This is a genomic window from Citrobacter sp. CK195, assembly GCF_030333365.1.
Taxonomy (GTDB): domain Bacteria; phylum Pseudomonadota; class Gammaproteobacteria; order Enterobacterales; family Enterobacteriaceae; genus Citrobacter_B; species Citrobacter_B koseri.
Genome location: NZ_JAOWGB010000022.1, coordinates 614,815 through 639,153, shown reverse-complemented (window position 1 = coordinate 639,153; position 24,339 = coordinate 614,815). Strand labels below are relative to the sequence as shown.

Sequence of the window (24,339 nt, the reverse complement as noted above, 5' to 3'; positions counted from 1 at the left end):
CCATGTTCAAGAAACGGAGTTTACCGCTGGATGCCCTGACCGCCAGCCGCCAGGCGGTGGTTAAGCCACGCTTATACCGCTTCCCGCCCCTGCGTAATCGCAGGATGCCTGCCGGTGTTGTCGCTGATGAAGACGCCGCACCGACGCTGGACCCCGCCGACTACCAGTTACAGGTAAAAGAGGGGTTCCAGGAAGGGATGAACCGGGGGTTTGCCCAGGGGATGGAAGAAGGCCGGGAAGAGGGCTACCAGGAAGGCATTCGTCTTGGTTTTGACGAAGGGATGCGCAAAGGGCTGATTGAAGGTAAACAGCAGGCGCGTCAACAGTTCCTGGACGCCGCCGCCCCGTTTGAACGCCTGACCGCAGAGGTGCAGAACTACCTGGATCGTTACGAGCAGCGTCGCCGCGAAGAGTTGCTGCAACTGGTGGAAAAAGTGACCCGCCAGGTGATCCGCTGTGAACTGGCGTTGCACCCGACGCAACTGCTGGCGCTGGTGGAAGAGGCGTTGACCAGCCTGCCGCATCAGCCGGAGCAGGTACGTGTTCAGCTGAACAGCGAAGAATTTATGCGCATCAGCGAGGCCGAACCGGAGAAAGCGCGTGAGTGGGGACTGGTTGCCGATCCTTCTCTGGAGCCGGGAGAGTGCCGCGTTATCACCGATACCACGGAGATGGATGTGGGCTGTCAGCACCGTCTCGATCAGTGCGTAGATGTACTGAAAAACAGTTTGCTGCCGGAATCGCCGCATGAGCAGCCTTGATTTTGAAGAGGCGCTGCGCTCTATCGAGCAGATCGATCTGGCGCGCGTCGCCGGGCGGTTGGTCAGGGTCAACGGCATTCTGCTGGAGTGCGTCGGTTGTCGTCTGGCGGTAGGGCAGATGTGCCATGTTGAAAGCGTCGATCAGGAGATGATGGATGCGCAGGTGGTTGGCTTTGATCGTGACGTGACCTACCTGATGCCCTTCAAGCATCCCTCTGGCCTGATCGCTGGCGCCCGCGTGTTTCCCGCAGGCAAAACTGAAGGGGTTATGATCGGCGATCAGTGGCTGGGACGCGTGGTAAACGGTCTTGGCGAACCTCTTGATAATAAAGGAAAGCTCGGCGGAGATACGCTGTTAGCGCAGCAGCTTCCGCAGGTGCATCCGCTTAAGCGTCAGCCTGTTCATGCGCCGCTGGACGTTGGCGTTCGCGCCATCAACGGCTTGCTGACTATTGGTAAAGGCCAGCGCGTCGGGCTGATGGCGGGCAGCGGCGTCGGTAAAAGCGTTCTGCTCGGCATGATCACGCGTTATACCCGGGCGGAAGTCGTGGTGGTAGGGCTGATCGGTGAGCGAGGCCGTGAAGTCAAAGAGTTTATTGAAAATGCTTTGCAGGCTGAAGGGCTGGCGAAGTCGGTGATTGTCGCCGCGCCAGCGGATGAATCGCCGTTGATGCGCATTAAAGCCACCGAGTTATGCCACACCATTGCCAGCTATTACCGCGATAAAGGGAAAGACGTTCTGCTGCTGGTGGATTCCCTCACGCGTTACGCGATGGCGCAGCGCGAAATCGCCCTGTCGCTTGGTGAACCGCCTGCGACCAAAGGCTATCCGCCATCGGCGTTTGGGATGATCCCGCGGCTGGTTGAAAGCGCCGGAAACAGCGAAAGCGAGGGATCGATGACCGCGATCTATACGGTGCTGGCGGAAGGGGACGATCAGCAAGATCCGATTGTGGACTGCGCCCGCGCGGTGCTTGACGGGCATATCGTGCTTTCGCGCCACCTTGCCGAGGCCGGGCATTATCCGGCGATTGATGTCGGCCAGTCTATCAGCCGCTGTATGAGTCAGGTGACGGAGCGTGAGCACCAGCTCGCCGCCCGCACGCTGAAACAGCTGTATGCCGAATACCAAAGTATTAAACCGCTGATCCCGCTGGGGGGATACGTTGCAGGCGCCGATCCGCTGGCAGACAGAGCGGTACGCCTTTCGCCCGCGATCAATCAATTCTTACAACAGGAAGTCCAGGATGCCGCGCTGCTTGAGCCGACAATCAGCGATCTGTGCGCCCTGGCGCAGGCAGGGTAATGCACGATGAGCAAACTGATTTCTACGCTTGAGCAACTTCACCTGCTGCGCGCCCGCGCGGTAGAAGACTTAAGCACGAAGCTGGCATCGCAAAACCAGCTGTGCCAACGGTTTGAGAAAAATATCGATACGCTGACGTCGCTTGCTGCGGGTCTGGTGTCTCAGAGCGCCAACAGTGCGGCCATGATGATTAACCAGTCGAAATATAAACATAACATTCAACGCATTATCGACTGGCAAAAACAGGAGCAGGCGCTGGCGCACCTGGAAGCGCAAAAAATTCAGGGCAACCTGCTGGCGGAGGCGAAGCGGGAAAAAAGCATTGAGCTGGTTCTCGACGCTAAACGCGCTGACCGGCAGGCTGAAATCAACCGTCGGGAACAGAAAATGACCGATTCGCTCTCTGCCCAGTGCTGGCTGCGTCAACAACGTCTGATTCGTCAACGATAAGCGCTATGAAAAGAAACAAACCGGGTTTCCCGCAAACGTCTTCGCGTTCTCTGATGGGGACGCTGATTCACCGTCAGCAGACGGCGCGCGTTCACAGCACGCCGTTCGTTAGCGTCGTCTGCCCGACGTATAACCGACGCGAGTTCCTGCCGTATCTGCTGTATATCTGGCAGTACCAGGACTATCCGGCTGACAAACGCGAACTGATTATTCTGGATGATTCTCCGGTCAGCAATGCCGATCTGATTGAGATGATGACGGACCCGTCGCAGCCCAACGTGCGTTATGTCCACAGTGAAGCGCGCCTGGTACTGGGGCAAAAACGTAACATGCTCAATGCGATGGCGCAGGGAGAGTACATCCTGTGTTTTGACGATGACGATTATTACCCGCCGGATAAAATTTCCTGGCAGGTGGCGCAGATGCAGGCCAGCAACGCGCTGTTCTCCGGCAGCGATCAGATTTATATCTGGTACAGCCATCTGGACAAAATCTATATCACGCACCCTTTCGGGCCGAGACATGCGCTGAACGGCACTTTTGGGTATCACCGCAATTTGTTGAAAAAAAATCGTTATGACGACGATGCGACAAAAGCGGAAGAGACGGGATTCCTGAAAGGCTTTACCACGCCGGTTCACCAGATAGATCCGAAGCGCGCCATTCTCTGTATTTCGCACAGCAGCAATACCTATGACAAAGATTTCATCATGGGCAGCTCCACGCCGGTGGATCTGACGCTGGAAGACATTGTCGATGACGCGAACTTGCTGGCGCACTACCGTCGACTGAGTCATGCGCCGCTGAATGTTCAGGTGAACTGGCAGGCTTTTGAAAAGGTGGCGGTGCTCTACGACCCGGCAAAAGAGGCGGAGCTGGCCCGTCGCTGCGAGGCTTTACTGGATTTTGGCCTGCGCGGCGAACAGATCTGGCCGGTAGCGAAAAACGCGGAGGCGTCGGCGGAACGGGCGGAACGGGCAACGCACTGCCAGGTGCTTGAGCGGGCGCAGAAAGAAGGCTGGAAAAATGTGCTGCTGCTGGATGCCGACGTGCAGTTCGTCAAAAAAGAGAACGCCGTTAACGACATCAACAAGCTGCTGAATGGCCTGAACCAGCTTAACTGGCAGGTGCTTCTGCTCGGCGGGCGCTATGAAAACTTTACGCTCACCCAGTCATTGAAGGGCGTAGCGCGGATCTATAACGCGGGTTGCGGCTGCGCGTATGCCGTTAACGCGGGTTATTACGATGCCCTGCTGGACGCCTATCGCCAGGCGATGGACTATCCGGCAAGCCTGGATCGCTGCTGGGCGGCATTAATGAATAAGGGGGATTTGTGGCTGGGATTCAGCCCGAGCTTTGCCTTCCTGCAACATCACCCGGACCCTAAAAGTGGCGAAATCATCGATTGTACGCACTGGTTTTTCCGTAAACACCGCTAACCGCAGGCCAGAATACGCCTGGAGAGAGCAAACATGGAACTGATAGAACATTACCAACCTGAATTTGTGTCACGCTTTGATGCGCGAGAAACCCCGTGCCAGTGCCCGGCTTGCCAGCATGCGCAGCAAAACTGGCCGCGTATTAGCGTGAAGCTGAAAAACCAGCAGCGTGAAAGTCTGGATATCACCTGTGAAGCGGCGGCCAGAGAGATGCTGCTTAACCCGGAGGCCTTTATCCTGCACACCTCGCAAGGGGAGGCGCAGGGCGAAGATGAGTTATCCGCCTGGAGCGAAACCCTGAACCAGCAATGTATTAACCTGGCGGTACATCCTGCGCTGTCGCTGGAAGGCAGCCTGTATGCGATCGGCGTTTTGCTGAGTAAGGCGCAGCAGTATCTGGACGGCGGCGAGCACGATCCGGCCCTGCTGTCCTCTATGGGAGAGCAACTGGCAATGCTGGCAGAACAAGGCGTGCTGACACAGCAGTTTGCGCTGTTGCCTCCGATTGCTGAAAACCGCATTGCCGCGCTAAAAGAGATGGGCCGGGTACGCCTGAATCTGAATCTGCCGCTGACTGAAAAAATGAGCGTGGCGCTGAAAATGAGCGAGCTGTCGGTGATGCAGCCAGCGCGGTTGGCGGATCGTCTTCAGCAACTGGAATCGCTCTGGTCAACCATTCCGCTGTTTGATGAACAGCCACACATCCTGCGTAATGCGCTGATTTATCAACTGTATAACGATGTATTCCCCGGCATTCAATGCACCAACTACGGTGAGGCGCTACTGGGGCTGGCCAACCAGTTCTTCCAGATCAAAATGCTGTGCGCAATCCGCTGCGAACAGGGAGCGCTGACGCAGGATGATGTCGTGCTGCTGATTAACGCGCTGAAGGGGTGGCAGCAGCAGAATCCGTTCTCCGCGAATGCGGCGCATACCTCTGACTACAGCCTGCTGTGCGGGTTGTCGCTGTTGTAATAAATCATATGGATACTGTTTATTTACATCTTAATGCTGCAATGGGAGATACCCTGTATCTCCTGGCAGCGTGCAGAGCCATCAAAAATAAAACAGGCGTGAGCATTGTTATGCTGAGCCAGCCGCACTTTAGCGCGCTGGCGCGGGCATGCCCGCATATCAGCGAGGTCTGGCCGGTGGATTCTCTTAATGCGGAGCAGCATCAATGCATTCAGCGGGCGCAGGCGCAAGGGCGATTTTTTGACTTTACGCATTGGGCCCATGCGCTCAGACCGCGACATATGATCGATGCTTTTCTCGCGCAGGCAGGGCTTGAGGCGTCCGCAGCGGATAAACACCTCGATTTGGTCATTCCAGAATCTGCCCACAGTGCCGTTGACGCGTTCTGGCAGCAACATAAATTAGAGAACGCGCCGGTGTTATTAATGCACCCTAATATCGGACACCCAAACCGGACCTGGCCGCAAAATAACTGGCATGAGCTGGCGCAAATGTGGCTGCAAACGGGGTGGCAAGTTGTGTTCATTGGGAGCAATAACAACTCTGAGGCGGGAAAATCGATGGCGGAAGCGTATCCGACCGGGGTTATCAATGCTATTGACCGCTTTTCAGCGCTGGAAACGGTTGCGCTTATGCAGCGAGCGAACATGCTGGTTTCCTGTGATTCAGGGCCGGTCATGCTTGCGGCGGCAACAGATATCCCTGTGGTAGCCCTCTATTCAACCGTGGCTGCGGAACACCGGTTGCCGTTTCGCCGTAGGGAAGCGGGCTGGCGTTGTATGGGAATTGATCTTGCCTGTAGTCATGGGCCATGTGCGCGTTTGCTGATGAACGATGTCATTTTCACCACCGTGCTTAAACGCCCTTTTGATGTGCCGACGACTCAGGAATTTGCAAACTGGTGCGTTCATAAAACCCCTTTCCGTTGTCTGCGGCAATATGAACCGACGATGCTGTATACTCAAATGGTCAGTTTTGTTTTATCGCTCCAGGAATAACGTTATTTCTTGTCGTGTCGGTTCCAGAAGGAATATCTGGTAAAAGCGATTGGCTATGCGGCATAGCCAATCGTATTGCTAAATAGCGTGGTATGAAGACTAAAAACCTTCGGCTAATATTCTTCTTTTGTTCTTTATCGCCAGTTCAATTCTGCCTGATAGCGCGATGAATTCGCTCTCATCAATAATATTGCTGTCGCGAGCAATTTGGTTAATCAAGGCATGCAGCAACACAAGCCCATTCTCTGTTGGCGTGTCTACATACAGTTCATGAAAAATGGATGCCAGATAGTGAATCATCTTCTGTGCGGAAAATAAAGGCAGCGTTTCGGGCAAATTACGGATTATCGCATCCTGATATAGCATACCCGTATATCGGTTTAAACATTGTACGGTTCGGGGATTGCTGATATTTCCGGCCCGGGGAAGCAGCAGTCGGAAGGTATCAAGGATAGCCAGCGCGCGTTTTGCTTTGCTGCTGGAAGTGGTGATTGAGCCGTTACGAATGGTATGGAAATACAGTCTGTCGGCAAGGCACCTTACTTTTGCGTCGGGCACGCTGAGCAGCAATTCGGTGGTGAAGTATTCATCCTCAAAAAACGGTGTCTTAAACCGCATATGAGCATATGTTTTTCGCCGCCAGGCATATCCCCAGACCACAACGGAGTAACCGTGTCCTGTTCGGGCGCGTTCGGTAATGCAGTGATTAAAGAACGTTTCGGCATGAAATGTTTTATTAATCAGATTACGCGGCCGTTGATAATACCCGGAAACCATATTGTTGCTGATATGGTGCAGGTGAAATTCCAGATGGGTGGAGAAAAACAGGACATCCAGGTGATGCTTTTCCATTTCGCGCACAATGGTTTCGATACCATCCGAAGCGATATGATCGTCAGAGTCCAGGCAATAAATATATTCGCCTGATGCGCTTGCTAACGCGACGTTGCGGGCCTCGGCGAGTCCTCTGTTTTCCTGGTCAACAATACGCATACCCGGCAGACGGTTCTGATAACGCGCCAGAATATCCCGGGAGTTATCTGTCGAACCGTCATTAACCGCGATAATTTCCAGATGCCGCCAGGTCTGCGCAACGAGTGAATCAAGGCAGCGCTCAAGGTATGCGCTGACATTGTAGACCGGCAAAATAATCGATACGACAGGGTGATTCATTGGCTACTCTCCCTGTTGCTATGATTTCAGCTTTTGGATGATTATCTCAATTGCGGATTCAGCAAACGCCGTCCGCGTTTGATCGAATCGAGGCATACCTTTTAAATGGCTATGATTCAGCCTCTCTATTTTCTCAATGCTGAAGTTCCCTGGCAGGGTTTGTAATAACGATAATACGTTGACGGAAACAGGCGACCAGCTCCGATGCTTAAAGGGCGTAAAAGTATGTTTATGATCGTCGTTGAAGGTTGATGGCCAAACGCCTTGCTCGTATAAATCTTCGTCTGGAATGGTTAAAACCAGATGACCGCCGGGTTTTACGACCCTTAACCAATGAGGCAGCGCGACATAGGGGTCCATAACATGCTCCAGGCAATGCCCTGAATAAACGAAATCAAATTCGTTATCCGGTACTCTGGCTAAATACTGCGCGTCACCTTGTTGAAGATCGAATACGGTTATTGATTGGATTAAAGGAAACAGGCTTTGATACAACGCAATACTGTCATCGCCGCCGCCAATATCCAGACCTTTTCCTGACAGCCAGCGAGTACTGAAACGTGCATCAAGCAATCGCCTGTTAATTGACATACAGGTTGATCCTGGTATCCCCGTTCGAAATACGGGGGCCGCAGTCCGGTCTCCTGCCAGAATATGGGTGTCAACGCCGAATTCTCGCCAGCTTTTAGGCCAAAGTACAACGTAGCCCTGGTCATCGGGATAATGTTTGATGATATGCGTCCCGCTATAGGCCTCAAGCGCTTCCAGAAACGCGTTCTCAGCGTCTTCTGTGGGAGGAGGGAGCGCTTTGCAGCCGGTGGCCTCATGCATAACGCGAAGATAGATACGGCTATCATCAATAATAATCAGCGCATTATCCGCAAATTCTTTTAGCTGGCGTAACTCATTGAGCAGAGGAAGGCGCGTTTCCTCATTGTATTTATTGCTCTGGTAGTCCTCGAATTTAAAATCCGCGCCGGGGAAGTGTGCATCCAGAAAAACAACGGCGCGCTTGATGAAAAGAGTGCGTTTAATTTCTTCATGGGACAAAAATGTCAGGCTGTCTTCATTGTACAGATACAGATTGTCTATTTTTGGCGCGGCATCAAATAACGGTTTATAGATTTCACAGGAATAAACTTCTTCAGCACCTGAGCGTAAGGCATATACACTTGATGCACCTTTACCAAAACCTGTTTCAATTACATGAGTAACACGATAGTGACGAATCAGGTGGGGAAGGTTGAAGCGTCGTAATTGCCCCATAATATTGGCCTCGATGAAAATTACGGATAGAACGCAAACGGAACAAAGCTACAAATCAATAAATTACAGCGCATTACCCCTGCTGATACAGCCAGTTTTCGGGTTCGCTGATATTCAACAGATTGGTCAGAATCTCCTGCTGCATATTCATCAGCATGGCGTTGTATTCATTGGTGGCCTGACATTGCGCGACCTGTTGCTGGAGACTTTGCCAGAGAGCGGAAACGGAAGGCTGGTGGGCGGCAGGCAGGCGGGCAATGAGCGTTTGCATGCCCTGCGCGTTGGCGTTAATGCCTAACCGCTCAAGCAGGCGATAACGTTGCTGACTGTGCTGCGACAAGTGCTGGTAGCATGCCATGATTTGCGCGTTCAGCACGTCAAGCTCTGCGGCGCGGCGCGCAATAATGTGGTCGCGCTGCTGTATGAGTAAATCATTCAGGACATGGTAATGCTTACGGTCTTCGGCCATGTCCTGTATCAGTGTTTTAACGCTCTGAGCGGCGTTAGTCATAATTACCTCTGGAAATACTTCTGCATCGCATCCGTCAGCGAATCGAGGTTAACCGCGATTTTACCGCTGCTGATAGCGTCTTTCATTTCAGCTACGCGCGCCATATCCACTTCCGGCAGCGCAGAGAGTTGTGTTTGCGCATCGCCCAGTACCGGATCGATCGCGGCGCTGCGCTCAATTTTCGTGCCTTCCTGAGCGACAGTGCGGGTCTGTTCTGCGGTGCTGCTCTTGTTGATTGCGGTTGCCAGATTGTATTGATTCGCTACTACTTTCATCGCTTCGCCTCTTTTTCATCTTTTCGTTATGGTTGCGGATGAATCCTGCCCTGCGGAAGGAGGACTTCCGATGCCCTCACCGTTAAAGAGCGGCCTGCTGCCGGTAAAACTTAAACCGTGAATGAATATTTTTAGTTTCCGCTGGCGTAGACCATTTTGACGACGCCAGCGTCCGCGACAATCGCGCTTACCACCCGCTCGCTGCTCTCATTTTTCACCTTAATCATTTCGCCTTTACGTCCCTTTTTCATGGCTTCCCCCATCGTACGGGCCTCTACGCCTCCCTGTTCGGCGATCATCAGAACGCGCTGACCGCGTTCAACCAGCACCGGAGATTCCAGTTGCGTCAGGGTGATCGGCTGTAGTTCACGAATGCGGCGCTTCACGGTCAGCCCAATGGCCTCATCCGGGTCGGTGAGGTAGTTGCCGCGCGTGCTGCTGATGTTGAGCTTTTTGATGGATACGTCGCTGGCGGATAACACCTGGCCGCGCTCCAGCGAATTTTTGGCGATCACCACCGGAAGATAGACATCCGGTTTGACGGTGACGGCGACATCCCAGCCTTGCGGCCCTTCACAGCGCACATCAAAACGCAGGCGGTTGAGATCGATGCGTTCGCCGCCGGGCAGCGACACGGTTAGCGCGTCAGGGCAGGGAGCGTACCGGGAGACGTCGGAAGGGATAAACAGGTTCATCTTCGCCTGGTACTCGGGCCACTTGCGGCGCCCGGCCTCCTGGCGAAGGGCTTGCGCTGCGTGATGTTGAACGGCGGCAGTGACCTGCTTACGCGCGCTCTGCACTTTTTCCGGGGCGGCGAAGGATGGCAGCGCCGTAAAAAGCATCAGCAGGAAGGATAACGTTCCAGGGCGGAAGCAACGCTTCACTCGTGTAGGGATAAAACCAATAAAGTCATTAAAAATCATGATGTTAAAACCTTGGCATGAATATTGCTATACAGGGAAGCAGATCATTGCAGGTTTAGCATCACGAGGGTGTGAGTTGTGAGTATTACTTTTGACAAAGCATTGGGCGTTCATCCACAGGCTGTAGCGCTTCGACTTTCCCGAGCAGAGTTGCTGTCAGCCAATCTGGCAAACGTCGATACCCCCAATTTCCAGGCTAAAGATATTGATTTTGCCGCTGAGATGCAACGTTCATCGTGGAGTTTTTCGAATCCGTCAGCGCCGCAAGAGATGTACCGCGTGCCTTATCAGCCCTCTTCCGATGGCAACACCGTTGCGCTGAACGTCGAGCAGGCTGAGTTTGCGAAGAATACCCAGGATTATCAGATGAGCCTGGCATTTTTAAACATGAAATTCACGGGCCTGAAAAAGGCCATTGAAGGTAAGTAATCCTACGCAGGTGATAACGGAATATGGCTTTTACCGATATTTATCGCGTTTCGGGGTCGGCGATGACGGCGCAAACCGTTCGTCTGAATACCATCGCCAGTAACCTCGCTAATGCGGAAACCGCCTCCGCCACCGAAGACGGCGTCTATAAAGCCCGTCGTCCGGTGTTTGCTGCGGTTTATAAGAATGATGAGTTAATGAATAGCAGGGCGTTAACCGGCGCGCGCGTCCAGGTGATGGATGTTGTCGAAACCGGCAATGCCGTACAGCGTTATGAGCCGCATAACCCGATGGCGAATACGGATGGCTATGTCTACTACCCGGATGTCAACGTGGTAGAGGAGATGGCGGACATGATGTCGGCGTCGCGCGGTTTCGAAACCAATGTTGATGTTCTGAACAGTGTTAAAAGCATGCAGCAAAGTCTGCTGAGACTCGGAGAGGTATAAGGATGAATGTAGACGGCACGTCCACCAGAAGCCAGACAGGAACGTCGGATAGCAGCATTGCCAGTAACAACAATAACAGCAGCGCAGCCGGCATGAACACGCTGTTCATGCAGCTTCTGGTCGCGCAGATCCAGAATCAGGACCCGCTGAACCCTACCGATGGCACCGAGTATGTCAGCCAGCTGGCGCAGCTGACGCAGGTTCAGTCAATGGAAACCATGTCGCAATTGATGGCGAACAGTTCCGTATTGATGGACAACCTGCAAACGCTCACCACCGGCAACCTGGTCGGGCAGCATGTGATGGTGCAGACCGACGCGATCAACTCTGACGGCGAAACGACGATTAACGGACGTCTGACGCTGGATCACGCTTCCGGTGTGACGACGGTCATCGTCAAAGACGCGGCCGGCACCGAGCACAAAATTGAGCTGGGGAAACAGGACGCCGGGCAGGTGGACTTCACCATTGACCCGCAGGAGCTGGGCCTGAGCGAAGGGAAATACACCCTTAGCGTTGTGACCGATACGGGCGAAGAAGGCATTCCTGTTGAAGTGGGCGGCATCGTCAACAATGTGCGCATCCCGCTTGATGGCAGCGCCATCCAACTGAATATCACCGGAATCGGTGAGATTGCTTACAACAATATTACCCAGTTTGGCAGCGACTCGCAGAAACGTGCGTAAGTCGGGTTAAGCGTTGAGTTAACAGGAATTTATTATGAGTTTTAATATTGCGACCTCTGGTCTGAATGCAATTACCGAGCAGTTGAACGCCATTTCCAACAACATTGCGAACTCCGGCACCGTAGGATTCAAATCCGGCCGTGCGGAATTTTCCTCACTGTATGCGGAAAGCCAGCCGCTGGGCGTAGGGGTTTCTGGTGTGACCCAGAGTATTACCCGAGGCGGAAACATTTCTACCACCGGAAATGCGCTCGATCTGGCGATCAGCGATAGCGGATTTTTCATGGTGCGTGACAGCACGGGGACCACGGCATATACGCGTGCGGGCTACTTCGGCACCGACAGTAGCGGCAACCTGATCAACAACCTGGGGATGTATCTTCAGGGCTACCCGGTTAATGCTAACGGCGAGATAGAAGTGGGGACGATCGGCAATCTGACGATCAGCAGCGGCTCTATTCCGGCGAAAGCGACCGACAGCCTCGACTTCACCGCCAACCTGGATGCGCGCGCCGCCGAACCGGAGACGGCGCCTTTCAACCCAAAAGACAGCACTTCCTATAACAATACCTACACCACGCAGGTTTTTGATTCCCTGGGACGCGAGCACACGCTGAACCAGTATTTTGTGAAAACCGGCGAGAACACCTGGCAGGTTCACTATTACATGGACGACGTGGAAATCCCGGACAGCAGCCAGGCGATAGAATTTACCGAGCAGGGCGTCCTGAAAAGCCCGGTTGGCCTGACGAACCTGACCACATCGATCTCTGGCGCGGCGGATCTCTCTATCGATCTGAGCTACAACGGCACCAGCCAGTACGGTTCTGACTTCTCCGTCAGCAAAAACAACAGTAGCGGCTACGCGTCTGGCGAACGTACCGGTCAGGCGATTGATGAAGACGGCAGCGTTTACGCGACCTTCTCCAACGGCGAACGGATGTTGCAGGGGCAACTGGTGCTGGCGAACTTTGCGAACCCGAATGGTCTGGCGTCAAAAGACGGCACGACGTGGGTACAAACCGCCAGTTCCGGCGCGCCGCTGACCGGAACGCCGGGCACCGGTTTGCTGGGTTCTGTGAAATCCGGCGCGCTGGAATCCTCAAACGTGGATTTGACCTCTGAGCTGGTTGGTCTGATGACCGCGCAGCGTAATTACCAGGCAAACACGAAGGTTATCAGCACCAACGACAACATGATGAACGCTCTCTTCCAGGCGGTGTAATGGATCGTTTGATTTTTACCGCCATGAGCGGCGCATCGCGCAGTTTGTCGCAGCAGCAGATCCATGCAAACAACCTGGCGAATGTGAATACCCAGGGGTTTCGTAGCGATCTTGATAATGCGATTTCTCAGCAGGTTAACGGCGAGGGATATGCCTCGCGTTATATGGCGCTGCCTACTCAGGGCGGCGTGGATATGACGCCTGGCGCGGTACGTGAAACGGGGCGCAATCTGGATATCGCCATTAAAGGCGATGGGCTGATTGCGCTGGCCAGCGGCAACCGTGAGGTTTACACCCGCAACGGGCAGATCGACGTCAGCCCGGAGGGCGATCTGTCGATCAACGGTCTGCCGGTTGAAGGTGACAACGGCCCGATCGTTTTACCGCCGTTCTCGTCCGTCAGCATCGGTGAAGACGGTGTGATCACTATCGTGCCTGACGACGGCGATATTGCCGCGCCGGTTGATGTTGACCGCATCAAGCTGGTGAACATTCCGGTAAGCGATCTGAGCAAAAATGTGGATGGCTTTCTGGTGAGCAACACGGCGATTAACCCACGCGATGAAGAGGTGATGGTGGCGTCCGGGCATCTGGAAACCGCTAACGTCTCGGCCATTAATGAGATGGTCGCCAGCATTGCGCTGAATCGTCAGTTTGAAGCGCAAATCAAGATGATGAAAGCCGCTGAAGATCTCGCTAATTCAGGCAACCGTCTGATTCGTGGCACCTGATAACAATAAGAAGGAATAAAGATGAATCCCGCTTTATGGATCAGTAAAACCGGCCTGGCGGCGCAGGACGCCAAAATGACCGCGATTTCCAACAACCTGGCGAACGTCAACACCACCGGGTTTAAACGCGATCGCGCGATGTTCGCCGATCTGTTTTATCAGAATCAGCGCACGCCAGGCGGGCAGCTCGATCAGAACAATATCGCGCCGACCGGCATTCAGTACGGCACCGGGGTGAAGATCGTCGGGACGCAGAAAGAGTTTACCGTCGGCAGCATCCAGAACACCGGGCAAACCTTCGACGTGGCGATCACCGGGCAAGGGTTCTTCCAGGTGGAAACTGCGGATGGCGATATCGCGTATACCCGCGCCGGTAATTTCCAGAAAACGCCAGATGGCGTGCTGACGAATGCGCAGGGGCTGCCGCTGGTGCCGCAGATTGAATTGCCGGAGAACGTCAAAGATTTGCAGATTGGTAAAGACGGCACCATCACCGCGACGGTGGCAGGCGAAACCGATCCGGTGGAGCTGGGGCAGTTGACGCTGGTGAACTTCGTCAATCCGGCCGGTCTGGAGGCGATAGGCGGCAACTTATACCGTGAAACGGCGGCCAGCGGCGAAGCGGTTGAAGGCGTACCCGGCGAGGACGCGCTCGGACAACTGGAGCAGGGCTCTCTGGAAGGTTCTAACGTACAGGTCGTTGAAGAGATGGTCGACATGATCACCGTTCAGCGTGCCTACGAAATGAACGCCAAGATGGTCTCTGCCGCCGATGACATGTTGAAGTTTGTCACCCAGTCGATGTAACGACAGGGCTTTAAAGTGAAAGAGAAATGAAAAAGAAGTTAGTTATCAGTCTACTGGCGCTGTTTTTGTCGGGCTGCGAAAGCCCGGCGTTGCTGGTGAAAAAAGACGATGCGGCGTATGCGCCGCCGGAAGATATCGTGGTGCCTGAAACGCAGGTGCGCGGCGGTGGGTTATATAACGGCAACTACAACTGGTCGTTGACCCAGGATCGCCGGGCTTATCGCGTAGGCGACATCCTGACCGTTAAGCTGGATGAGTCTACTCAGGCCAGCAAGCAGGCGCGCACTAACTTTGGTAAGAAAAACGATGTTTCCCTGGGGATACCGGAAGCATTCGGCCATTCAATCGATAAGCTTTCCGGCTCGATTGACGGCAACCGAAACTTTAACGGTAATGCCACCTCGCAGCAGCAAAACAGTCTGCGCGGCGCGATCACCGTTGCGGTTTATAAAGTGTTGCCAAACGGCGTGCTGGCGATTCGCGGGGAGAAATGGCTCACCCTCAACCAGGGGGATGAGTATATGCGGGTGACGGGCCTGGTGCGCGCGGAAGATATCGAACGCGACAACTCCGTCTCTTCACAGCGAATCGCCAATGCCCGTATCTCCTATGCCGGACGCGGCGCGCTCAGCGACGCGAATGCGGCAGGCTGGCTGACCCGCTTCTTCAACCACCCGCTGTTCCCAATTTAATGGAGGCCATGATGCGTAAACTGGCACTCTTTTTCCTGCTGATTTGCAGCATGAACGCGGCGGCGCAGCGTCTTGGCGATGTGGTCGATATTCAGGGCGTACGCGGCAACCAGCTGGTGGGCTACAGCCTGGTTGTGGGGCTTGACGGTACAGGGGATAAAAACCAGGTCAAGTTCACCAGCCAGTCCGTTACCAACATGCTGCGCCAGTTTGGCGTGCAGTTGCCTGCGAAGATTGATCCGAAGGTGAAGAACGTCGCGGCCGTGGCGATTAGCGCCACGCTGCCGCCGGGCTATGCGCGTGGGCAAAGTATTGATGTAACCGTCTCCTCGATTGGCGATGCGAAAAGCCTGCGTGGCGGTACGCTGCTGCTGACTCAACTGCGCGGTGCTGATGGCGAAGTGTATGCGCTGGCACAGGGGAATGTGGTGGTAGGCGGCGTGAAAGCCGAGGGCAACAGCGGCTCCAGCGTGACCATCAACACCGCGACCGTTGGCCGTGTGCCAAACGGCGGCTCGGTGGAGCGCGAAGTGCCGAGCGATTTCCAGCAGGAGCCGGTGGTGATGCTGAACCTGAAACGTCCCAGCTTTAAGACTGCCAACAGCGTCGCAGTCGCGCTGAACAACGCCTTTGGTTCCGGCACGGCGACCGCGCAAAGCGCGACTAACGTGGCGGTACGTGCGCCGATGGGCGCGGGCGATCGGGTGGCCTTTATGTCCTCTCTGGAAGATGTGCAGATTAACGCCGGTAAACAGCCGCCACGCGTGGTGTTCAACGCCCGAACGGGAACGGTGGTCATTGGCGATGGCGTAGTGGTGCGCGCTGCGGCGGTATCACACGGCAACCTGACCGTCACCATCCGCGAGTCGTCGAACGTCAGCCAGCCTGGCGCATTCAGCCAGGGAAGAACGGTTGTCACGCCGGAAAGCGACGTCAACGTTAATCGTGGCCGGGGTCAGATGGTGACTATTGCGGCGGGAACCAGCCTGCGCAGCATCGTGAATACCATTAACAGCCTTGGCGCGGCGCCGGACGACACGATGGCTATCTTACAGGCGCTGCATGAAGCCGGCGCGCTGGATGCTGAACTGGTCGTGATTTAAGGAAATACCATGCTGAATGCCATTAACCGACAAACCGCGATTCTGCCCGGCGATCTCTCCGGGCAGGTAAAGCCGCAGAATCTTGAACAGGCCGCCGAACAGTTTGAGGCGCTGATGCTGCGTTCCATGCTGTCGCAAATGCGCAAGGCGTCCGATGTGCTGGGGGAAGACAACCCTTTCAACAGCAAACAGCAGCGGATGATGCGTGATTTTTACGATGACCGACTGGCGTCTGACCTGGCGTCTCAGCGCAGCACCGGGATTACCCAGATGATCATCAACCAGCTTTCGCCGCAGGTGAATACGCCGCTTAAGAAAACGGATGAAATGACCGCTTTAGAAGAGCAACCGAAAGAACTTAAAATGCCTGTGGTTCCGGTAATGCGCGGGCAGGAGTAAGCCATGAGTATGATTAATATTGCCTTCAGCGGTTTGCAGGCAGCCCAGGTGGGCATGAATGTCACCTCGATGAACATCGCTAACCTGCTGACGCCGGGGTACAGCCGCCAGGGCATTATCCAAAGCTCCATCGGCCCAATGGGGGAAGCGGGTTTTACCGCCGGGAACGGGGTACAGGTCGACAGTATTCGCCGCATCTCCAGTCAGTATCTGGTTAATCAGGTGTGGCAGACCAACTCGAAAGCCAGCTATTTCGAAACCGGAAATCAATATATCGGCGCGCTGGAACAGGTGATCGGCACCGACTCTACCAGTCTTGGTAACGGGCTGGATGATTTTGTCAGCGCCCTGAGCGCATTGACCCAGACGCCGGAATCCCCGGCGCTGCGTCAGCAGCTTATTAACCAGGCGGGCGCGCTGGCGACCCGTTTCAATAACGTTAACAACTTCATCTCCAGCCAGAAAGAGTCGATCAACACCCAGCGCAACGCGATGGTTGACCAGATCAACACCCTGAGTACCAGTATTGCGGACTACAACAAAAAAATTACCGACATGGAGTCAACCGGCGGTAACAGCAGCGTACTGCGCGATCAGCGTGATGAACTGGTAAAACAGTTAAGTACGCTGGCGGACGTGAAGGTGACGGACGATGGTTCCAGCGGGTACACCGTCTCAATGGCGAACGGTCAGCCGCTGGTGAGCGGTAAGGTCGCCGGGCAGCTCAGCGCGGGGCAGGACGCCAACGGCAACTCCACGCTGACGCTGAAATTTTCCACCAGCGAGTTCACGCTGAACCCGTCGGCGGGCGGTCAACTTGGCGCGCTGTATGATTATGAAACCGGCACCCTCCAACAGATGAAAGATTCGGTGCAAGGGATGGCGGAATCGGTGGCAAAACTGTTTAACGATCAGCTGGCGAAGGGCTATGACCTGAATGGCAATTCAGGCAAGCCGCTGTTTACTTTCGATCCGAGCAATCCTGCGGGCATGTTGCAGGTGACGGACCTGAAGCCTGAAGAACTGGCGCTGTCCGGCATCCAGGCCGACGACGGCACGGGCGTACCGGGCAACGGTGATAACCTGAAGGCGCTGATCGAACTGAAAAACCAGAAAACGGATATTCCGGGTCTGGGAAATATGAGTCTGAGCGAAGGGGCGGCGGCGATCATTTCCACTATCGGTATTGCCAGTAAGCAGAGCAAAACAGAAATGGAAGCGGCGTCGACGGTGCGCGACCAGGCGCAGAATCAGCGCGATAACCTGAGCGCGGTAAACCAGGATGAAGAGGCGATTAATCTACAGATCTACATGCAGGCTTACCAGTCGAACATGAAGGTGATCTCCACCGGAAATCAGATCTTCAGCGACCTGCTGGGGATGTTTTAAGCGCCATCAGAGAATTTAAATTATGCGTATTAGTAGTCTTTACAACTCAAATGCCATGCTGGCGCAATTAGGCGTTAACGGCACGCGTATCAGTAAGTTGATGGAGCAGATGTCGACGCAAAAGCGCATTAATGTGCCGTCTGACGATCCTGTTTCCGCAAGCCGTCTGGTGCAACTGAACCGTGAGCAGTCTGCGATTAAACAGTATCAGAGCAATATTTCCAGCCTGAGCGGCGCGCTGTCGATTCAGGAGTCGAACATCACCGCGCTCAGTAACCAGATGCTGGCGGTCGGCGATAAGCTGAAGCTGGCGAATAACAGTACGCTCAGCCAGAAAGATATGGCGGGTTACGGCATGGAGCTTTCTTCAATGCTGGATTCGCTGGTCGCCACCCTGAACGCTAAAAATGAAAACGGCAGCTATCTGTTTTCCGGCACGCAGACCGACAGCCAGACGGTAACGTGGGACGAGGCTAAAGGGCAGTATGTGTATGGCGGCAATGACAGCAGCCGCGAAACGATTGTCGCGAACGGCGTCTCTATTACGGAAAACACCCAGGTTGCTCAGGCATTCTCCGGTTCAGGAAACGACCTTGAGATGCTGAATAAATTGAAAGCGCTCAGCGACAAAATGCAGGACCCGAACGCGAATTACGCTGACTATAAAGACGAACTGGAGGAGATGATCGGTGTCGCGCAAAATACCAGCGATAACATCTCCAGCCTCTTCACCGATCTTGGCGGCCGTCAGAACCGCCTGACGCTGCTCAGCGATGCGCACAGCGATGTCAGCCTTGCGAACGATCAGGTTGTACGGGACCTGTCCGAAACGGACTGGGCGACCACCAGTATCAACCTGCAACTGTATACGCAGTCGGTGCAGATCACTAATAAGGCTTACAGTATGGTGAGTCAGCTTAACTTGTTTAGTCTGTTGTAATTGTTATGCAGGTAGGTTTAAAAACAACGTCCCTTACGACTTCCGCGCCCGCAACCGGGCGCGGAAGCATTGATGCGCCGCAAACGGTCGGCCGCGTCAACGCGCCAGAAATCACCGCGACCCGCAATGCGTTCCCCGAATCGGCGCTGTTGTCCCGCCGTCCGATGCGCTACAACGTACAGCTAAATCAACAACTCACGGCAGTGCAGCAGGCTGACAGCTATCTGGCGCAGACGGAAACACAATTGTTGCAGGTGCGTCAGTCGTCGCTTCGCGGCGATGCGACGCAGCCGGCGAATACGCTGCAAAAACATTTGATGCGTCGGACGCAGCTTTCCGGCGGCACTGTCGATCGCCATCTGACCGCGTCGCTGGAGCAAAAAAGCACGGTTAACTTTACGCTTCCCGGCAGTGAGAGGCTTCTCAGCCAGCCGGGGGGAGAAACGCTGGTATTTTCACTGGGCGGGCGGCAGCGTGAGATGACCGCCATTTCGTTGCCGGAAGAGGCGACGCCGCGTCAGACGTTGACCCAGTTGAATGTGGGGCTGGGCCGTCTGGGGATTCATGCGCGTCAGACGGCAAACGGGCAACTGATGTTCAGCGTGGATGAAAGCCGTTGGGAGCGGGTCAGCCAACAGCTCACCGTGCGCGGAGAGGGCAGGCATTTCCCCGCTGATGCGTTTACGTTGCTCACGCCACAGGCGGAAACGGCAAGCAGTGATGAGGTTGTTTCGCTGGCGACGCGTCGGGAAAGGGAAAGCCAGGTAAAGCTGCAAAATACGCTGGAGCACATTACCACCCAGCGCAGCAGGCTTCGTCAACAGCAGGAGCGCGTGGCGTCGCGCATCAATGATATGGCGACGGTATACAGCCCGGCGCAGGCCCGGGAAACCGCGCGCGGCCTGGGGGAAGCGCTGGCGAGCAGCGCCAGCAGCTACAGCACCCTCTCCAGGGCGCTGGGCGCGCAGGCCAACGTCAGGCTGGCGACGGTAAAAAATTTGCTGGGGTGATTATCGTAACCGGAAGCGGGCCTCCGCCTCCGGTTTTGACTTACTGCTGGATGGGGTAGAGAAAAATCGACCCGCTTTGCCCTACCACTAACGGTTGCCCGTTAAATGCCAGCGGCTCCATCCAGAAATTGGTGTTCATCAGCATATCGACCAGACCATCTATCATCAGCCCCTTGTGCGTGGTGGTGTAGTAGATGGGCGTCAGGTAAAAATAGAGTTTGCCGTTTTTCCCTGACGTCGGCGTAAATTTTTCCTTTAGTACGAAACGATTGTCATCAGGGCTGGTAATGGTCGCCAGAATGGTGCCTTTCGTTGTTTTCATCCGCGAATTATAAATTTCTTTCGTCTGCGACATCAGGTCATAGAAACCAAGCTGGAAAGTCCCTTCCACATCCGTATTGGGGCGCTCTGCGCCGCCTGTGAGGGCACTGGTGCCGAATGCGATGGCGAGAAGCACGGAAATACTCAACAAAATCACAAGATTAACTTTCTTTGCATGTTGCCATTTCATTCAGTTTTCTCCGGGTTTCACGCATAATCAGGTTGTTCAGCCGTGTCGGATCGATACGCCAGTGATAAATCGTCATCGCTAACTGCTTTTTGTCGCACTGGCTGGTAAGGGCGAACGTGTAGTTCAGCGATGAATTGGTGATGCTAAAGTAGACGCTCATCCTGACTGACTGCATTTTGATCTGCTGATTAATGGTATAAAAAGTGTCTTTCAGCTTGGTATACAAGTTATTGGCGTCATAAGACGGTTCGCTGCTCGTCCCAATGGAATACAGGTTGATGTTGCTGTAAACGTTAGGCTGTATCTCCTGGGCGACCAGATGTTCATGACCTTTCAGTTTCATGTACCAGCCGGTAAAGAGTATGCTGCCGATCGCCGTCAGCGCGAGCAGTAAAAACACGGTGGTCCAGTGGATGGATTTTTTCACTGGCCTGGTCGTTGCAGGCGGCGTTACGCGGACGATATCGTTCGTTTGTTCCGCGACAGGAAGTGACGTCTCGTCGACAACCTCATATTCCCCGGCTAAATCGGAGGGGGCGTTTTCTTCCAGCGGAAGATGATTTTCTTCGGGATCGCGAACCTCGCTCTCTTCTTTTTCGATAAAGCAGCAATAATCAGGCTCAAGCAAATACCCTTTTTTAGGGATGGTTTTGATGATTTTTTGCTTTTTGCCGTCGTCTTCCAGTGCCGTACGCAGCGCGTGGATGGCATTGGGCAGACTGTTATTACCGATGACGCGGCGTTCCCAGACCAGCGTGGTGAGTTCTTCACGCGTAAAGATCTTTCCCGCATCTTGCATGAGCGTTTCAAGGAGCTTGAGTTGATATTCTCCCAGACGTTTACGTTCCCCTGTTGTTAAATGGAGAATAGATCCCGAGGGGATATCAACCAGCCAGTTATTAACGGAGTAATAGCGTTTATTCATTTATTCATCGATGGATATACCACCCCAGTAAATGCAACGGCTAAATATCGCAAGAAAATATAGCCTGAACACGGATGTTGACTATCTGTTAATTCCATTTGAAATTCTTAATGAATGCCGCTTGCCTGCGGGAGGTGAGGAAACGAAAAGCGCTTTTGCCGATGACTGAGTTTGTTTTTCAGCCTGAACAGCACTCAGAAACAAGACACCAGCGGCCTGCTGTTGTTCTGATTATCGCGGAATCATCTTTTCCTGGCGCTCTTTTTACGCGATAAAAATGTGATGTGCAACCTCATTTGCAGTGAAAGATTCGCCTTATTATTAATTCTTCTGATTAAAAGTTAATCGAAATAGTTAAAAGATCCTTATGTAAAATCAGGCCCTGCGAATGTGAAAAATTTGTGTTCATCAATCTCCTTTCATGGGGTGTGGGTATATTTTTTGGCAGATTAAAACAATAAACAAGAAAAAATAAAGGAGCGGAGTTAATTTTTTTATCGTTTGTGTCGCCTGATTGAATAATTATGGGGTTGGTTTTATTGCCGGGCTAAAGGTGGTTTATTGAGGATGGTATAATAAGAATAATTAATTGGATATTTTTCGTCTTGAAAAAAGAGGGTGACAAATCTTTAAATAAATTTTCATTAAATGAATTTAATTTTTCGTTGTGGTGGGTCGTTTTTATCAGTCAGCAACGACAAGAACCTGATAAAACAGACAGGTAATCCAAGGAGAAATATATTATGTCGCTTTCGATTTTCACCAGTGCTTCTTCTATGGCATCCACCAATGCCCTGAATAAATCCAACAATCTGCTGTCTACCGCAATGGAGCGTCTGGGCACCGGCAAACGCATCAACTCCGCAGCGGACGATGCGGCGGGCTTGCAGATTGCCACTCGCCTTCAGGGTCAGACCAACGGCATGGCCGTTGCGCAGCGTAACATCTCTGATGCCACCGCATTGCTGCAAACCGCAGAAGGCGCGTTCGACGAAGTGAGCAACATCATGTACCGCATGAAAGATCTCGCCACCCAGGCAGCGAACGACACCAACACCACCAAAGACCGTGATGCCATCAACGCTGAAATGAACGACCTGAATGCCGAACTGAAAAACATCATGGGCAACACGTCTTATGCGGGCGATAAATTATTCGGTACCGGCGGTAAATTTGCCGATTCCCTGAACTTCCAGATTGGTTCTTCCTCTGGAGAAACCATGACCGTGAGCCTGGGTGATGAACTGGGCGGTACAGCGAGTGGCCTGTTTAGCGCTTCTGGTTTCTCGGGTATCGGTGACTGGAACAATACCGCTTCCGGTATCAACATCGGGAGCGCCTCCGACGCTACGGCGATGATGAACTCTCTGGAAACGGCGCTGAATGACGTCGGTGCCGTGCGCTCCAAAATGGGTGCGAGCATTAACCGTCTGGGCCACACCGCGGCCAACCTGGCAAACATGAAAGACAACACCGATCTGGCGCTGAGCAATATTCAGGATGCGGACTTCGCCAGCGAAGCCTCCTCCATGACGCGTAACCAGATGCTGGCGCAGACCAGCATGTCCATGCTGAAACAGTCCAACAGCATGTCCAGCATGGTGATGTCTCTGCTGGGTTAACAGTAAGCCGCCGCTTGCCTGGAAAGGCAGGCGATGTGTTCTTATGACGCTGCATCCTGCACGGGGTGCGGCTTTTTTTGTGTCTGCTGTTGCAGTGCAGCTCCTTTTTGCCGTCTTTCTTCGCCATTTTTTCCCCGGGTTGCCTGAAAAATGGTCATTCGAACGTCGTCGGATTTAATTTTCGAAATGGATGTGTCGTTTTGAGTCAGTACAACGAATGAATGACCTGAATGAATAAGGAATATCTATGTCGCTTTCTATTTTCACCAGCGCTTCTTCCATGGCATCCACCAATGCCCTGAATAAATCCAACAATCTGCTGTCCACCGCAATGGAACGTCTGGGTACTGGCAAGCGTATTAACTCCGCAGCGGACGATGCGGCGGGTCTACAGATTGCCACCCGTTTGCAGGGCCAGACCAACGGCATGGCCGTTGCACAGCGCAACATCTCTGATGCCACTGCGCTGCTACAGACCTCCGAAGGTGCGTTCGACGAAGTGAGCAACATCATGTACCGCATGAAAGACCTTGCCACCCAGGCAGCGAACGACACCAACACCACCAAAGACCGCGATGCCATCAACGCCGAACTGAACGACCTGAACTCTGAGTTGCAGAACATCATGAATAACACCTCCTATGCAGGTGACAAACTGTTCGGCGCTTCCGGTAAGTTTGGCGAAGCGATGAACTTCCAGATTGGCTCTTCCACCGATGAAACCATGCAGGTTGATCTGTCTAAAGAGCTGAAAGGTTCTGGCACCGACTCGCTGATTGATGCCAGCGGCGGTTTTGGCACGATTAGCGATACAGGCAGCAGCTACTACTCGGCCAGCGGCATCAACATTACTGACGCTGCCGGCGCGAAAGATCTGATGAACAACCTGGAAACCACGCTGAATGACGTCGGCGCCGTGCGTTCCAAAATGGGGGCGAGCATTAACCGCCTGGGCCACACCGCGGCTAACCTGGCGAACATGAAAGACAACACCGATCTGGCGCTGAGCAACATTCAGGATGCGGACTTCGCCAGCGAAGCCTCCTCTATGACCCGTAACCAGATGCTGGCGCAAACCAGCATGTCCATGCTGAAACAGTCCAACAGCATGTCCAGCATGGTGATGTCTCTGCTGGGTTAATCCTTCGCGGATATCTGCCCCTAAAACACCGCTGTATGGCGGTGTTTTTGTATCCGGCAATGCGCTTCCTTCTGCCGGAAATTGCGGAAGGGGACATTCCTCCTCTTACGTAACTCATTGATAAACACTTACTAAAAAATTGGCACGATAGTTGCTTTATCTACTGTATGTTGAAAGCGGCGCGCGTGCCCGGAGAAACCCAC

The 24,339-nt window shown here is 53.8% G+C and carries 27 protein-coding genes; 20 read left to right on the top strand and 7 right to left on the bottom strand.

What is annotated here, in order from left to right:
- Positions 1 to 2 precede the first annotated feature (2 nt).
- From fliH to OGX93_RS07905, 6 genes are all read left to right on the top strand, one after another.
- The gene (fliH, locus tag OGX93_RS07930; protein WP_052194407.1) at positions 3 to 761 is read left to right on the top strand and encodes a flagellar assembly protein FliH; all 759 of its coding nucleotides are present in this window, start codon (positions 3 to 5) and stop codon (positions 759 to 761) included.
- The gene (fliI, locus tag OGX93_RS07925; protein WP_012133713.1) at positions 748 to 2,067 is read left to right on the top strand and encodes a flagellar protein export ATPase FliI; all 1,320 of its coding nucleotides are present in this window, start codon (positions 748 to 750) and stop codon (positions 2,065 to 2,067) included. The genes fliH and fliI overlap by 14 nt, the downstream gene beginning before the upstream one ends.
- A gap of 6 nt (positions 2,068 to 2,073) precedes the next feature.
- Positions 2,074 to 2,517 (top strand): flagellar export protein FliJ, encoded by a 444-nt coding sequence (gene fliJ, locus OGX93_RS07920; RefSeq protein WP_049009295.1) that lies wholly within the window; start codon positions 2,074 to 2,076, stop codon positions 2,515 to 2,517.
- A gap of 5 nt (positions 2,518 to 2,522) precedes the next feature.
- Complete coding sequence (locus tag OGX93_RS07915; protein WP_286449384.1) at positions 2,523 to 3,956, top strand: glycosyltransferase family 2 protein; 1,434 nt, start codon at positions 2,523 to 2,525, stop codon at positions 3,954 to 3,956.
- A gap of 33 nt (positions 3,957 to 3,989) precedes the next feature.
- Positions 3,990 to 4,931 carry a hypothetical protein gene (locus tag OGX93_RS07910; RefSeq protein WP_012133710.1) on the top strand — a complete coding sequence of 314 codons (942 nt, stop codon included), beginning with the start codon at positions 3,990 to 3,992 and terminating at the stop codon, positions 4,929 to 4,931.
- A 98-nt stretch (positions 4,932 to 5,029) separates the two neighbouring features.
- Positions 5,030 to 5,929, top strand: a complete 900-nt coding sequence (locus tag OGX93_RS07905; protein ID WP_286449385.1) for a glycosyltransferase family 9 protein — start codon at positions 5,030 to 5,032, stop codon at positions 5,927 to 5,929.
- Between the two features lie 99 nt (positions 5,930 to 6,028).
- Here OGX93_RS07905 and OGX93_RS07900 read toward each other — a convergent pair whose 3' ends face one another.
- The 5 genes from OGX93_RS07900 to flgA all read right to left on the bottom strand — a co-directional run bounded on the left by OGX93_RS07900 (position 6,029) and on the right by flgA (position 10,077).
- Positions 6,029 to 7,102: a glycosyltransferase family 2 protein gene (locus tag OGX93_RS07900; RefSeq protein ID WP_286449387.1), complete on the bottom strand. Its 1,074-nt coding sequence runs from the start codon at positions 7,100 to 7,102 to the stop codon at positions 6,029 to 6,031.
- An 18-nt stretch (positions 7,103 to 7,120) separates the two neighbouring features.
- Positions 7,121 to 8,368, bottom strand: a complete 1,248-nt coding sequence (locus OGX93_RS07895; RefSeq protein WP_286449388.1) for a class I SAM-dependent methyltransferase — start codon at positions 8,366 to 8,368, stop codon at positions 7,121 to 7,123.
- A 73-nt stretch (positions 8,369 to 8,441) separates the two neighbouring features.
- Positions 8,442 to 8,879, bottom strand: coding sequence for a flagella synthesis protein FlgN (locus OGX93_RS07890; protein WP_012133706.1), 438 nt, complete (start codon positions 8,877 to 8,879; stop codon positions 8,442 to 8,444).
- Positions 8,880 to 8,881: 2 nt separating this feature from the next.
- Positions 8,882 to 9,154, bottom strand: coding sequence for a flagellar biosynthesis anti-sigma factor FlgM (flgM, locus tag OGX93_RS07885; RefSeq protein WP_286449389.1), 273 nt, complete (start codon positions 9,152 to 9,154; stop codon positions 8,882 to 8,884).
- Positions 9,155 to 9,285: 131 nt separating this feature from the next.
- Positions 9,286 to 10,077 carry a flagellar basal body P-ring formation chaperone FlgA gene (flgA, locus tag OGX93_RS07880; protein WP_115626404.1) on the bottom strand — a complete coding sequence of 264 codons (792 nt, stop codon included), beginning with the start codon at positions 10,075 to 10,077 and terminating at the stop codon, positions 9,286 to 9,288.
- Between the two features lie 78 nt (positions 10,078 to 10,155).
- Here flgA and flgB point away from each other — a divergent pair, with 78 nt between their 5' ends.
- From flgB to OGX93_RS07820, 12 genes are read left to right on the top strand one after another with little or no spacing between them, the layout of a single operon-like run.
- On the top strand, positions 10,156 to 10,506 hold the full coding sequence (gene flgB / locus OGX93_RS07875) for a flagellar basal body rod protein FlgB (protein ID WP_012133701.1): 351 nt from the start codon (positions 10,156 to 10,158) through the stop codon (positions 10,504 to 10,506).
- A gap of 23 nt (positions 10,507 to 10,529) precedes the next feature.
- Positions 10,530 to 10,955, top strand: a complete 426-nt coding sequence (flgC, locus tag OGX93_RS07870; RefSeq protein WP_012133700.1) for a flagellar basal body rod protein FlgC — start codon at positions 10,530 to 10,532, stop codon at positions 10,953 to 10,955.
- A gap of 2 nt (positions 10,956 to 10,957) precedes the next feature.
- The gene (gene flgD, locus OGX93_RS07865; protein WP_012133699.1) at positions 10,958 to 11,641 is read left to right on the top strand and encodes a flagellar hook assembly protein FlgD; all 684 of its coding nucleotides are present in this window, start codon (positions 10,958 to 10,960) and stop codon (positions 11,639 to 11,641) included.
- Between the two features lie 34 nt (positions 11,642 to 11,675).
- Positions 11,676 to 12,866, top strand: coding sequence for a flagellar hook protein FlgE (flgE, locus tag OGX93_RS07860; RefSeq protein ID WP_012133698.1), 1,191 nt, complete (start codon positions 11,676 to 11,678; stop codon positions 12,864 to 12,866).
- Entirely contained in the window at positions 12,866 to 13,597 is a 732-nt protein-coding gene (locus OGX93_RS07855; protein WP_012133697.1) for a flagellar basal body rod protein FlgF, read from the top strand. Before flgE ends, OGX93_RS07855 begins: the two co-directional genes overlap by 1 nt.
- Before the next feature lie 21 nt (positions 13,598 to 13,618).
- Positions 13,619 to 14,404: a flagellar basal-body rod protein FlgG gene (gene flgG / locus OGX93_RS07850; RefSeq protein ID WP_012133696.1), complete on the top strand. Its 786-nt coding sequence runs from the start codon at positions 13,619 to 13,621 to the stop codon at positions 14,402 to 14,404.
- A gap of 26 nt (positions 14,405 to 14,430) precedes the next feature.
- Complete coding sequence (gene flgH / locus OGX93_RS07845; RefSeq protein ID WP_286449390.1) at positions 14,431 to 15,096, top strand: flagellar basal body L-ring protein FlgH; 666 nt, start codon at positions 14,431 to 14,433, stop codon at positions 15,094 to 15,096.
- On the top strand, positions 15,096 to 16,199 hold the full coding sequence (locus tag OGX93_RS07840; RefSeq protein ID WP_012133694.1) for a flagellar basal body P-ring protein FlgI: 1,104 nt from the start codon (positions 15,096 to 15,098) through the stop codon (positions 16,197 to 16,199). Before flgH ends, OGX93_RS07840 begins: the two co-directional genes overlap by 1 nt.
- A gap of 9 nt (positions 16,200 to 16,208) precedes the next feature.
- Positions 16,209 to 16,598 (top strand): rod-binding protein, encoded by a 390-nt coding sequence (locus OGX93_RS07835; protein WP_286449391.1) that lies wholly within the window; start codon positions 16,209 to 16,211, stop codon positions 16,596 to 16,598.
- A gap of 3 nt (positions 16,599 to 16,601) precedes the next feature.
- A complete protein-coding gene (gene flgK, locus OGX93_RS07830; protein ID WP_012133692.1) occupies positions 16,602 to 17,987 on the top strand; it encodes a flagellar hook-associated protein FlgK in 1,386 nt (461 codons plus the stop codon).
- Between the two features lie 22 nt (positions 17,988 to 18,009).
- The gene (flgL, locus tag OGX93_RS07825) at positions 18,010 to 18,927 is read left to right on the top strand and encodes a flagellar hook-associated protein FlgL (protein WP_071818870.1); all 918 of its coding nucleotides are present in this window, start codon (positions 18,010 to 18,012) and stop codon (positions 18,925 to 18,927) included.
- 5 nt (positions 18,928 to 18,932) lie between these two features.
- A complete protein-coding gene (locus OGX93_RS07820; protein WP_112002451.1) occupies positions 18,933 to 19,937 on the top strand; it encodes a hypothetical protein in 1,005 nt (334 codons plus the stop codon).
- Between the two features lie 40 nt (positions 19,938 to 19,977).
- Here OGX93_RS07820 and OGX93_RS07815 read toward each other — a convergent pair whose 3' ends face one another.
- Together OGX93_RS07815 and OGX93_RS07810 are read right to left on the bottom strand one after the other, a co-directional pair.
- Positions 19,978 to 20,448 (bottom strand): hypothetical protein, encoded by a 471-nt coding sequence (locus OGX93_RS07815; protein WP_047458624.1) that lies wholly within the window; start codon positions 20,446 to 20,448, stop codon positions 19,978 to 19,980.
- A complete protein-coding gene (locus tag OGX93_RS07810) occupies positions 20,420 to 21,373 on the bottom strand; it encodes a winged helix-turn-helix domain-containing protein (protein ID WP_286449392.1) in 954 nt (317 codons plus the stop codon). The genes OGX93_RS07815 and OGX93_RS07810 overlap by 29 nt, the downstream gene beginning before the upstream one ends.
- Positions 21,374 to 22,116: 743 nt before the next feature.
- Here OGX93_RS07810 and OGX93_RS07805 point away from each other — a divergent pair.
- Positions 22,117 to 22,995, top strand: a complete 879-nt coding sequence (locus OGX93_RS07805) for a flagellin N-terminal helical domain-containing protein (RefSeq protein ID WP_024130628.1) — start codon at positions 22,117 to 22,119, stop codon at positions 22,993 to 22,995.
- Between the two features lie 247 nt (positions 22,996 to 23,242).
- Positions 23,243 to 24,136: a flagellin N-terminal helical domain-containing protein gene (locus OGX93_RS07800; RefSeq protein WP_058668671.1), complete on the top strand. Its 894-nt coding sequence runs from the start codon at positions 23,243 to 23,245 to the stop codon at positions 24,134 to 24,136.
- The last annotated feature ends 203 nt before the right edge of the window (positions 24,137 to 24,339 follow it).

Bases quoted from the DNA above. Each gene is read 5' to 3' on its own strand.
- flgG (WP_012133696.1), top strand. From the start codon at position 13,619: ATGAATCCCGCTTTATGGATCAGTAAAACCGGCCTGGCGGCGCAGGAC.
- flgH (WP_286449390.1), top strand. From the start codon at position 14,431: ATGAAAAAGAAGTTAGTTATCAGTCTACTGGCGCTGTTTTTGTCGGGC.
- OGX93_RS07900 (WP_286449387.1), bottom strand. From the start codon at position 7,102: ATGAATCACCCTGTCGTATCGATTATTTTGCCGGTCTACAATGTCAGC.
- OGX93_RS07915 (WP_286449384.1), top strand. From the start codon at position 2,523: ATGAAAAGAAACAAACCGGGTTTCCCGCAAACGTCTTCGCGTTCTCTG.
- flgC (WP_012133700.1), top strand. From the start codon at position 10,530: ATGGCTTTTACCGATATTTATCGCGTTTCGGGGTCGGCGATGACGGCG.
- OGX93_RS07855 (WP_012133697.1), top strand. From the start codon at position 12,866: ATGGATCGTTTGATTTTTACCGCCATGAGCGGCGCATCGCGCAGTTTG.
- flgL (WP_071818870.1), top strand. From the start codon at position 18,010: ATGCGTATTAGTAGTCTTTACAACTCAAATGCCATGCTGGCGCAATTA.
- OGX93_RS07810 (WP_286449392.1), bottom strand. From the start codon at position 21,373: ATGAATAAACGCTATTACTCCGTTAATAACTGGCTGGTTGATATCCCC.
- flgD (WP_012133699.1), top strand. From the start codon at position 10,958: ATGAATGTAGACGGCACGTCCACCAGAAGCCAGACAGGAACGTCGGAT.
- flgE (WP_012133698.1), top strand. From the start codon at position 11,676: ATGAGTTTTAATATTGCGACCTCTGGTCTGAATGCAATTACCGAGCAG.
- flgK (WP_012133692.1), top strand. From the start codon at position 16,602: ATGAGTATGATTAATATTGCCTTCAGCGGTTTGCAGGCAGCCCAGGTG.
- OGX93_RS07895 (WP_286449388.1), bottom strand. From the start codon at position 8,368: ATGGGGCAATTACGACGCTTCAACCTTCCCCACCTGATTCGTCACTAT.
- OGX93_RS07815 (WP_047458624.1), bottom strand. From the start codon at position 20,448: ATGAAATGGCAACATGCAAAGAAAGTTAATCTTGTGATTTTGTTGAGT.
- OGX93_RS07820 (WP_112002451.1), top strand. From the start codon at position 18,933: ATGCAGGTAGGTTTAAAAACAACGTCCCTTACGACTTCCGCGCCCGCA.
- OGX93_RS07840 (WP_012133694.1), top strand. From the start codon at position 15,096: ATGGAGGCCATGATGCGTAAACTGGCACTCTTTTTCCTGCTGATTTGC.
- fliJ (WP_049009295.1), top strand. From the start codon at position 2,074: ATGAGCAAACTGATTTCTACGCTTGAGCAACTTCACCTGCTGCGCGCC.
- flgA (WP_115626404.1), bottom strand. From the start codon at position 10,077: ATGATTTTTAATGACTTTATTGGTTTTATCCCTACACGAGTGAAGCGT.
- OGX93_RS07835 (WP_286449391.1), top strand. From the start codon at position 16,209: ATGCTGAATGCCATTAACCGACAAACCGCGATTCTGCCCGGCGATCTC.
- flgM (WP_286449389.1), bottom strand. From the start codon at position 9,154: ATGAAAGTAGTAGCGAATCAATACAATCTGGCAACCGCAATCAACAAG.
- OGX93_RS07805 (WP_024130628.1), top strand. From the start codon at position 22,117: ATGTCGCTTTCGATTTTCACCAGTGCTTCTTCTATGGCATCCACCAAT.
- OGX93_RS07890 (WP_012133706.1), bottom strand. From the start codon at position 8,879: ATGACTAACGCCGCTCAGAGCGTTAAAACACTGATACAGGACATGGCC.
- fliH (WP_052194407.1), top strand. From the start codon at position 3: ATGTTCAAGAAACGGAGTTTACCGCTGGATGCCCTGACCGCCAGCCGC.
- fliI (WP_012133713.1), top strand. From the start codon at position 748: ATGAGCAGCCTTGATTTTGAAGAGGCGCTGCGCTCTATCGAGCAGATC.
- OGX93_RS07800 (WP_058668671.1), top strand. From the start codon at position 23,243: ATGTCGCTTTCTATTTTCACCAGCGCTTCTTCCATGGCATCCACCAAT.
- OGX93_RS07910 (WP_012133710.1), top strand. From the start codon at position 3,990: ATGGAACTGATAGAACATTACCAACCTGAATTTGTGTCACGCTTTGAT.